5 protein-coding genes and 1 pseudogene are annotated in these 10,630 nt (G+C 60.7%); all 6 read right to left on the bottom strand.

All coding sequences use genetic code 11. From position 1 onward, the window contains the following. Positions 1-139: GTP-binding protein (locus VEJ16_04480; GenBank protein HYB08903.1), on the bottom strand; the 139-nt coding region annotated here is incomplete at its 3' end. A gap of 47 nt (positions 140-186) precedes the next feature. Beyond that, a complete protein-coding gene (gene fusA, locus VEJ16_04475) occupies positions 187-2,262 on the bottom strand; it encodes an elongation factor G (protein HYB08902.1) in 2,076 nt (691 codons plus the stop codon). A gap of 23 nt (positions 2,263-2,285) precedes the next feature. Next, positions 2,286-2,756 carry a 30S ribosomal protein S7 gene (gene rpsG, locus VEJ16_04470; protein ID HYB08901.1) on the bottom strand — a complete coding sequence of 157 codons (471 nt, stop codon included), beginning with the start codon at positions 2,754-2,756 and terminating at the stop codon, positions 2,286-2,288. Positions 2,757-2,773: 17 nt separating this feature from the next. Further along, a complete protein-coding gene (gene rpsL, locus VEJ16_04465; GenBank protein ID HYB08900.1) occupies positions 2,774-3,145 on the bottom strand; it encodes a 30S ribosomal protein S12 in 372 nt (123 codons plus the stop codon). Positions 3,146-3,550: 405 nt separating this feature from the next. Continuing rightward, positions 3,551-7,648 (bottom strand): annotated as a pseudogene (gene rpoC, locus VEJ16_04460) (DNA-directed RNA polymerase subunit beta'). Between the two features lie 115 nt (positions 7,649-7,763). Next, positions 7,764-10,630, bottom strand: a 2,867-nt coding sequence (rpoB, locus tag VEJ16_04455) for a DNA-directed RNA polymerase subunit beta (protein ID HYB08899.1), incomplete at its 5' end; no start/stop codon positions are given.

The raw sequence follows: 10,630 nt of genomic DNA, 5'->3' as shown, positions 1-10,630 counted from the left end.
ACGCCATGAACTCAGCACCACCGCTCTTCGCAAGAACCTTCGTAATCGCCGCCGTCAGCGTCGTCTTCCCATGATCAACGTGCCCAATCGTCCCAACGTTGCAATGCGGCTTCGTCCGCTCGAATTTGCTCTTCGACATTTCGCTTTCTCCGTCTCGCGAACTTTTGAGGTCTTCCTACGGTACCGTTACGCCATCTTCGCTCGAACTTCGTCGGCGACCGCCTGGGGCACCTGGGCATAATGATCGAAATGCATCGTGTAGGTGGCTCGCCCCTGGGTCATCGAGCGCAAGTTGTTCACATAGCCGAACATGTTTGCGAGCGGCACCATCGCATTGATGACCGAGGCATTGCCGCGCGAATCCATGCCTTGAATGTGGCCGCGCCGGCTGTTGAGGTCGCCGATGACGTCACCCATGAAATTCTCGGGCGTTACCACTTCGACCCGCATGATCGGCTCAAGGAGGACGGGCCGCGCCTTCTCGATGCCCTCGCGGTAGCACGCGCGCGCCGCGATTTCGAAGGCCAGGGCGGACGAGTCGACGTCGTGAAAGGCGCCGTCGATCAGCGTCGCCTTGAAATCGATCATCGGAAAGCCGGCCAGGATGCCCGATTCCCGAGCCGATTTGAGGCCCTTTTCCACACCAGGCACGTACTCCCTCGGCACCGCACCGCCTACGACTTTGTTTTCGAAGACAAAGCCGGAGCCGGGCTGGAGCGGTTCGAACCGGATCTTGACGCGGGCGAACTGGCCCGTGCCGCCGGTCTGCTTCTTGTGGGTGTAGTCGTGTTCGACGGTCTTCGTGATGGTTTCACGATAGGCCACCTGAGGTGCACCCACCGAGGCCTCGACCTTGAATTCTCGGCGCATGCGATCGACGATGATCTCGAGATGGAGTTCACCCATCCCCTTGATCACGGTCTGCCCACTTTCCGGATCGCTTGATACGCGGAACGATGGATCCTCGTCCGCAAGGCGAGAAAGTGCGACACCCATCTTCTCCTGGTCGGCCTTCGATTTCGGCTCGACCGCCACTTCGATGACGGGCTCGGGAAATTCCATGCGCTCAAGGATAATCGGCTTGTTCGAATCGCAGAGCGTGTCGCCGGTGGTCGTATCCTTGAGGCCGGCGAGTGCCACGATATCGCCTGCAAAAGCCTCTTTAATGTCTTCGCGGTGGTTCGCATGCATCTGGAGCATGCGACCGATGCGCTCACGCCTGTCCTTGGTCGAGTTGAGCACGCCGGTGCCGCTTTGAAGCCGGCCCGAATACACGCGGACGAAAGTCAGCGACCCCACGAACGGATCGGTCATGATCTTAAAGGCGAGACCGGAGAAGGGCTCGTCGTCGGAGGCTGAGCGGGTCATCGGCACGTGCTTGTCGACACTCTCGCCTTTGACCGCAGGGATATCGAGCGGGGAGGGCAAGAATTCCACCACCGCATCGAGAAGCGGCTGCACACCCTTGTTCTTGAACGCCGAGCCGCACACCACCGGCACGATCACATTCGAGGTCGTGCCCTTGCGGATGCAGCGGACGAGGGTATCCACGTCGGGCGCCTTTCCCTCGAGATAGGCCTCCATCGCCGAGTCGTCTTGCTCGACCGCGATCTCCACAAGTTGATCGTGATATTGCTGGGCTTTGTCCTTGAGCTCTGCCGGAATCTCCTTGAACTCGAATTCGGCGCCGAGCGTTTCATCTTTCCAGACAATCGCGCGCATGCGCAGAAGATCGACGACACCGACGAAATTGCTTTCCTCGCCAATTGGAAGCTGAAGCACGATCGGCTTGGCGCCAAGGCGCTCCTTGATCTGCTCGATGCAGCGGTAATAATCGGCGCCGATACGATCCATCTTGTTGACGAAGCAAATCCGAGGCACGCCGTACTTGTCGGCTTGGCGCCAAACCGTCTCGGACTGGGGCTCGACGCCGCCCACGCTGTCGAATACGGCGCACGCACCGTCGAGTACGCGCAAGGATCGCTCGACCTCGATCGTGAAGTCCACGTGGCCGGGGGTGTCGATGATATTGATCCGGTGATCTCGCCAGAAGCACGTCGTCGCGGCAGACGTGATCGTGATACCCCGCTCCTGCTCCTGCTCCATCCAGTCCATGGTCGCAGTGCCGTCATGGACCTCGCCGATTTTGTAAGACCGCCCGGTGTAATAGAGGATGCGCTCCGTCGTCGTGGTCTTACCGGCGTCGATGTGGGCCATGATGCCGATGTTGCGGTAGCGATCGAGGGTCGTGGTGCGGGGCATGGCTTTCGACTCTATGTTCGAGGCTACCAGCGGTAATGTGAGAAGGCACGATTGGCGTCCGCCATTCGATGCGTATCTTCACGCTTCTTGACGGCAGAGCCCCGATTGTTCGCAGCGTCGAGCAGTTCGTTCGAAAGGCGCTCGATCATCGTATATTCGGAGCGCGACCGCGCCGCACCGATGAGCCAGCGGATGGCGAGCGCTTGGCTGCGGTCGGCACGGACCTCGACCGGTACCTGGTAGGTCGCACCGCCGACGCGGCGCGAGCGGACCTCGATCGCCGGGCGAACGTTCTCAAGGGCGTCGCGAAACACCTTGACCGGGTCTTGACCGGTTTTCTTCTGAATTGTTTCGAGGGCCGAGTAGACGACCCCCTCCGCGACGGATTTCTTGCCCTGATACATCAAGCTGTTCATGAACTTGCTCAGCACCAGATCCCCGAACTTGGGGTCCGGCAGCACTTCCCGCTTTTCGGCGCGACGACGACGCGACATCTCTCGCTACTCCGTGATCACTTGGGACGCTTCGCCCCGTATTTCGACCGACGCTGACGACGATCGCTCACGCCCTGCGTGTCGAGCGTGCCGCGGATGATGTGGTAGCGCACACCGGGAAGGTCCTTCACTCGGCCGCCCCGGATCATCACGACTGAATGTTCCTGCAGATTATGGCCCTCGCCCGGGATATAGCTCACGACCTCGTAGCCGTTGGTCAGACGCACCTTGGCCACCTTGCGAAGTGCGGAGTTCGGCTTCTTCGGCGTCGTCGTGTAGACACGCGTGCATACCCCGCGCTTTTGGGGGCATTGCTGCAAAGCCGGCACCTTGTTCTTTGCCCGCGTTGGGCGGCGCGGGTTGCGAACAAGTTGGTTGATCGTGGGCATAATCCTCGCACCCTTCCACATCATGCCGTTGCTGAACGGCGCGACATACCAAGCGACAACAAAACGCGAGCGATGGCGCGCGCCTCGCTCCGCACGGGTTCTCTTCGCCAACCCGCGAAAGGCGTAAATCGAATTTTGTTCGGGCTTGGACACCCGGGAGTTCCGTCTAGGCCGAGCGGCCTACCGCCAACCCCCTCTCAAAGGCGCGCGGATACTAAGGCTCGCCGCCCCCGACGTCAAGCATCACAATCGCCGGCCCCCGGTCTTTTCCCCGCGACCGACAACACGCGGATAAAGCAATCCACGTGCTGTCTTGCCCGCGCAAAATACTCAGGCGACGTTCGACGGCACCTCGCCGGCGAACGGAACGCCCTCTTGAACCTTGGCCTGAAGTGCCGCATGAGCACGATCGCGCTCTGCTGCGACCTGGCGCAGACGGCCGACGACAGCACCCGTCCCCGCCGGTATGAGGCGGCCGACGATGACATTCTCCTTGAGTCCCGCCAGGCCGTCCATCTTTCCGGAAACCGCCGCTTCGGTAAGGACACGGGTCGTCTCCTGGAAGGAGGCGGCCGAGATGAAGGAGCGGGTCTGAAGGCTTGCCTTCGTGATTCCCTGAAGGACCGGCTTGCACGTGGCCGGCCGGCTGTTCTCTTGAAGTGTTTTGTTGTTCACCTCATCGAACTCGCTGCGGTCCACCTGTTCGCCGACCAGGAACGTGGTATCGCCCGGATCCTCGATCTCGACCTTTTGGAGCATCTGGCGAACGATCACCTCGATATGCTTATCATTGATCTTCACGCCCTGAAGCCGATAGACCTCCTGGATCTCGTTGATCAAGTAGGACGCCAGCGCCTCCACGCCCAAAATGCGCAGGATGTCGTGCGGCACCGGGTTGCCGTCCATCAGCAGATCGCCGCGCTGGACGAAGTCGCCCTCCTGCACGGAGATATGCTTGCCTTTGGGGATCAAGTATTCGACGGACTCGCCGCCGTCCGCCTCCGGCGTTACGACGATGCGGCGTTTTGCCTTGTAATCTTTGCCGAATTCGACGCGGCCCGCGGCCTCGCTTATGATCGCGAAATCCTTGGGCTTGCGCGCCTCGAAAAGCTCGGCCACCCGGGGCAGGCCGCCCGTGATGTCACGAGTCTTCGAGGATTCACGCGGGATACGGGCGAGCACGTCGCCGGCACGGACCTTCGCCGCGTTCTCGACCGAGAGCACGGCATCGACCGAAAGAAAGTAGCGAGCCTCCATGCCGTTCGGGAGCTTGATGGTGTTGCCCTTGCCGTCGCGCAAAGTGATACGTGGCCGTAGATCCGACCCACGCGGCTGTTGTTTCCAATCGACAACCACCTTGTTCGATATTCCCGTCGCCTCGTCCATTACCTCGCGGATCGAAATCCCTTCGACGAGATCGATGTAGTGCGCAATACCTTCCTTCTCGGTGATGATTGGAATGGTGTATGGGTCCCACTCGACCAGCTTGGTACCCTTCGCAACCTTTTCGCCATCGTCGACAAAGAGTTTGGCGCCATATGGGACTCGGTGCCGGGCGCGCTCGCGGCCCGAAGGATCGTTCAGCACGATTTCCGTATTGCGGCTCATGACGATAAACCGGCCTTCGCTGTTCTTGACGACTTGGCGGTTCTTGATCGAGATCGTGCCGTCATAGCTCGCCTCGACACTCGACTGCTCCCCGCCGTGCTGGACGGCGCCGCCTATGTGGAAGGTGCGCATGGTGAGCTGGGTCCCCGGTTCGCCGATCGATTGGGCCGCGATGACCCCGACCGCTTCCCCGGTATTGACCATCGTGCCGCGCGCGAGATCGCGACCGTAGCACTTGGCGCACACCCCGTCCTTCGCCCGACAGGTCAATACCGAGCGAATGCGGACCGACTGGAGCCCGGCCTTCTCGATGATGTCGACTTCCCGCTCCTCGATCATCTCGCTATTGGCGACAAGCACCTTGCCGGTGAGTGGATCCGTCACATCCTCCGCCGCAACTCGGCCGAGAATACGCTCGGAGAGCGGGGAGATGACTTCGCCGCCCTCGACCACCGCCTTGACGGTCAGCCCGCCGTCGGTGCCGCAATCGCTCTCCGTAATGATCGCGTCCTGCGCCACGTCGACCAGCCGGCGCGTGAGGTAGCCGGAGTTGGCCGTCTTGAGCGCGGTATCGGCCAAGCCCTTGCGCGCACCATGCGTCGAATTGAAGTATTCGAGCACGGTGAGGCCTTCCTTGAAATTCGAGATGATCGGCGTCTCGATGATCTCGCCCGAGGGCTTCGCCATGAGGCCGCGCATGCCGGCGAGCTGCTTGATCTGCGCCGCCGAGCCGCGCGCACCCGAGTGCGCCATCATCCAGACCGCGTTGATGGGCGCTCCCGGCTTCAAGGTTTGCATCTCACGCATCATCTCGTCCGCAACAAGGTCGGTGCAGCGCGACCAAGCATCGACCACCTTGTTATACTTCTCGCCTTGGGTGATCAGGCCGTCCTGGTACTGTTGCTCGAATTCCTTGACTCGCGTCTGAGTCTCGCTGACGAGGCGCCCCTTGGCGATGGGAATAATCAGGTCGTCCTTGCCGAAGGAGATTCCAGCCCGCGTTGCGTAGTAGTAGCCGAGCGTCATCAGGCGGTCGGCGAAGATGACCGTCTCCTTCTGGCCGCAATGGCGGTAGACGGCATCGATAACGTTCGAAATCTCTTTTTTCGTGAGGATTCGATTGACGAGATCGAACGGCACGGCCGGATGGCGCGGCAGGATTTCCGAGAGAATCATGCGGCCCGGCGTGGTCTTCACCCGGGTGATGGTGAGCTCGCCGTTGGCGTCGACGCCCCTATAGCGGCACGTGACTTTGGCGTGAACCGAGATCGCATTGGCGTCGAGTGCCTGTTGTATTTCCCCGAGGCCCGCGAAGTTCATGCCCTCGCCGCGTTCGCCATCGCGCTCCATGGTGATGTAATAGAGGCCTAGCACGATATCTTGCGACGGTACGATGATTGGCTTGCCGTTGGCTGGCGAAAGAATGTTGTTCGTCGACATCATCAGCACACGCGCCTCAAGCTGCGCCTCAAGGGAAAGCGGGACATGCACGGCCATCTGGTCGCCGTCGAAATCCGCGTTGAACGCCGTGCAGACAAGCGGGTGGAGCTGGATCGCCTTGCCCTCGATCAACACGGGCTCGAACGCTTGGATGCCGAGACGGTGCAACGTCGGCGCACGGTTGAGCAGCACCGGGTGCTCGCGGATCACCTGCTCGAGGATATCCCACACCTCGGGGCGCTCTTTCTCGACCATTCGTTTCGCAGCCTTGATGGTCGAGGCATGACCGTAGAGCTCCAGTTTTGAATAGATGAACGGCTTGAAGAGTTCGAGCGCCATCTTCTTCGGCAAGCCACATTGGTGAAGCTTGAGTTCCGGACCGACGACAATCACCGAGCGACCCGAATAATCGACGCGCTTGCCGAGCAGGTTCTGCCGGAATCGGCCTTGCTTGCCTTTTAGCATGTCGGAAAGCGACTTGAGCGGTCGCTTGTTCGCACCCGTGATGACGCGGCCGCGACGGCCATTGTCGAAGAGGGCGTCGACCGCTTCCTGCAGCATGCGCTTTTCGTTGCGCACGATGATTTCGGGTGCGCGCAGCTCGATCAGGCGTTTCAAGCGGTTGTTGCGGTTGATCACGCGGCGGTAGAGATCGTTCAAATCCGACGTCGCGAATCGGCCGCCGTCAAGCGGCACCAGCGGACGCAACTCGGGCGGGATCACCGGAATGACATCGAGGACCATCCACTCGGGTCGGCTGCCCGAGTCGACGAAGGCCTCGACGAGCTTCAAGCGCTTTACGTACTTCTTGCGCTTCGCTTCCGAATTCGTGTCCTTGAGCTCCTGGCGCAGGAACTCCTTCTCTTTCTCGAGGTCAATGCGCGACAAGATCTCCTTCAGCGCCTCAGCACCGATCATGCACTCGAAAGACTGCTCGCCAAACTCGTCGATTGCATTCTGGTACTGGTCCTCGGTCAGAAGCTGATGGCGCTTGAGCGCAGTGAGACCCGGCTCCACCACCACGTGGCTCTCGAAATAAAGGATCTTTTCGAGATCGCGAAGCGTCATGTCGACCAACAAGCCAATACGACTCGGCAACGACTTCAGGAACCAGATGTGCGCCACGGGCGAAGCGAGCTCGATGTGCCCCATGCGCTCTCGGCGAACCTTGGAAAGGGTCACCTCGACGCCGCATTTTTCGCAAATGATGCCGCGATACTTCATGCGCTTGTACTTACCGCACAAGCACTCGTAGTCCTTGATCGGACCAAAGATGCGGGCGCAAAACAGGCCGTCCCTTTCGGGCTTGAAGGTCCGGTAGTTGATGGTTTCCGGCTTCTTGATTTCGCCATAGGACCAGGAGCGAATCCGCTCCGGGCTCGCAATCGATATCTTGATCTGGTCGAAATTCTGCGGACTGGTGACCTGGCCGAAAATCTTCATCAACTCATTCATGCCAACTCTCCCGCTCTGCACGGCCGGGACGGCGCGAAGGCCGTACCCGCCGAAGCTTGATTCGCGTTCATGCCGCGTGCACCCAGTGACACACTACCCATCGGAAGGTTCACGCTCAAAATCCCGATTGCGCCAGCTCGACATTGAGGCCGAGCGAGCGAAGTTCTTTCACGAGGACGTTGAACGACTCCGGAATGCCAGCTTCGAAATTGTCGTCGCCCTTGACGATCGCCTCGTAAACGCGGGTACGACCCGCAACGTCGTCCGATTTGACCGTGAGCATTTCCTGGAGCGTATAGGCCGACCCATAAGCCTCGAGCGCCCACACCTCCATTTCGCCGAAGCGCTGGCCACCGAACTGGGCCTTGCCGCCCAGCGGCTGCTGCGTGACGAGGCTGTAAGGGCCGATCGAACGGGCATGGATCTTGTCATCGACCAGATGGTGCAGCTTGAGCATGTAGATGTAGCCGACCGTCACCTTGCGCTCGAATACATCGCCGGTCCGGCCGTCGGTCAACGTGACCTGGCCGGAACGCTCGAGCCCGGCACCTTCGAGCATCTGTACGATGTCGTCCTCCCGCGCTCCGTCGAACACGGGCGAGGCCACGGGAACGCCATTCCTCAGATTGTCGGCGAGCTCGAGAACCTCATCGTCGGAAAGCTCGCCGAGCTCTTCCTTGTAGCCCTTGCCGTAGGTTTTTTCGAGCCACTTGCGGACGTCCGCAATCTTGCCGCTCTGCTGCACTTTTTCAAGGATCAGTGCCACCTGGCGGCCGAGACCGTGACAGGCCCAGCCGAGATGAGTCTCTAGAATCTGCCCCACGTTCATGCGCGACGGCACGCCGAGAGGATTGAGCACGATATCGACGTGCGTGCCGTCGTCCAGATATGGCATGTCCTCGACCGGCACGATCTTCGAAATCACGCCCTTGTTGCCATGTCGCCCGGCCATCTTGTCGCCCGGCTGCAGCTTGCGCTTCACGGCCACGAAGACCTTGACCATCTTCATCACGCCCGGCGGCAGTTCGTCGCCACGCTGTAATTTCTCGACCTTGTTCTCGAACCGTTGCTGCAGCAGGTTGATCGACTGATCGAACTGCTGGGAGAGCTGTTCGATCGAGGTCATGATCTCGTCATTCTTGACGATGATCTGGCGCCATTGCCCTGGCGTATATTCGCCGAGCAGGGAGTCGGTCACTTTCGAGCCGGCCTTTATCCCCTTGGGTCCGCGCACGATGGTACGGTTCATCAAGAGCGACTTGAGGCGCGCGAAGAAGCTGCGCTCAAGGATTGCCCGCTCATCGTCACGGTCCTTGGCTAGGCGCTCGATCTCGGCCCGCTCGATCGCAAGTGCGCGTTCGTCCTTGTCGACGCCACGGCGCGAGAAGACGCGCACTTCGACGACGGTGCCCTGCACGCCCGGCGGCACCCTGAGGGAGGTGTCGCGCACATCCGATGCCTTCTCGCCGAAGATGGCGCGGAGCAATTTCTCCTCGGGCGTCATCGGGGATTCGCCCTTCGGCGTCACCTTGCCCACCAGAATGTCCCCCGGTTTCACTTCGGCGCCGATATAAACGATGCCCGCCTCGTCGAGGTTCTTGAGAGCTTCCTCACCGACATTCGGGATGTCGCGCGTGATGTCTTCTTGGCCGAGCTTCGTATCGCGCGCCATTACTTCGAATTCCTCGATGTGAATCGAAGTGAAAATGTCGTCGCGAACGATGCGCTCGGAGATAAGGATCGAGTCCTCGAAGTTGTAGCCGTGCCATGGCATGAAGGCGACAAGCACGTTGTGGCCGAGTGCGAGTTCACCGAGGTCGGTCGACGGGCCGTCCGCGATGATGTCGCCCTTCTCGACGAGGTCGCCGACCTTCACGAGCGGGCGCTGCGTAATGCAGGTATTCTGGTTGGATCGCTGGAACTTGAGGAGACGGTAAATGTCGACACCGGACGCGGTGTGCGAGGTTTCCTCGGTCGCGCGCACGACAATACGCATTGCGTCGACCTGATCGACGACGCCGGCGCGCCGCGCGATGATCGCGACACCCGAATCGCGCGCCACGGTGCCCTCCATTCCAGTTCCGACGAGGGGGGCTTCCGTCTTGATGAGCGGCACGGCCTGTCGCTGCATGTTCGAGCCCATGAGGGCGCGATTCGCGTCGTCGTTCTCAAGGAAGGGAATGAGTGCGGCCGCGACGGAAACGAGCTGCTTGGGCGAGACGTCGATGAAGTCGATATCCTCGGGCTTGGCGAGCACGAAATCCCCACCCCGGCGGCAGCTAATGAGATCGGACACGAGCCGGTTGTGCCGGTCGACCTCGGCATTGGCTTGGGCGATCGTGTACTTGCCCTCCTCCATGGCCGAGAGATAGACCACCTCGTCGCCCACGCGCCCGTGGGTCACGCGCCGGTAGGGGCTTTCGATAAAGCCGTATTGGTTGATTCGCGCATAGGTCGCCAGACTGTTGATGAGACCGATATTCGGGCCTTCCGGCGTCTCGATCGGGCAGATGCGACCATAGTGCGTCGGGTGAACGTCGCGCACCTCGAAGCCGGCGCGCTCGCGCGTGAGGCCGCCCGGACCGAGGGCGGAAAGGCGGCGCTTGTGTGTGATCTCGGAAAGCGGGTTGGTCTGGTCCATGAATTGACTGAGTTGCGACGAGCCGAAGAATTCGCGCACGGCCGCCGCCGCGGGTTTCGCGTTGATCAGGTCATGGGGCATCACGGTGTCGATCTCGACCGTGGACATGCGCTCGCGAATAGCGCGCTCCATCCGGAGGAGTCCGACGCGATATTGATTCTCCATCAGCTCGCCGACGGAACGGACCCGTCGATTGCCGAGATGGTCGATATCGTCAATCTCGCCACGACCGTCCTTGAGATCCACGAGAACCTTGATGATAGCGAGGATGTCTTCTTTTCGCAGCACGCGGACGGTGTCCGGGCACTCGAGGCCAAGCCGCATGTTCATCTTCACACGAC

The sequence above is a fragment of the Alphaproteobacteria bacterium genome, assembly GCA_035625915.1.
Classification (GTDB): Bacteria; Pseudomonadota; Alphaproteobacteria; order JACZXZ01; family JACZXZ01; genus DATDHA01.
Note: the sequence above shows the minus strand (reverse complement) of the source record. Positions and strands in the feature narration are given on the sequence as shown.

Excerpts from the sequence above, each read along its gene's own strand:
- fusA (HYB08902.1), bottom strand. The coding sequence starts at position 2,262 with ATGCCCCGCACCACGACCCTCGATCGCTACCGCAACATCGGCATCATG.
- rpsG (HYB08901.1), bottom strand. The coding sequence starts at position 2,756 with ATGTCGCGTCGTCGTCGCGCCGAAAAGCGGGAAGTGCTGCCGGACCCC.
- rpsL (HYB08900.1), bottom strand. The coding sequence starts at position 3,145 with ATGCCCACGATCAACCAACTTGTTCGCAACCCGCGCCGCCCAACGCGG.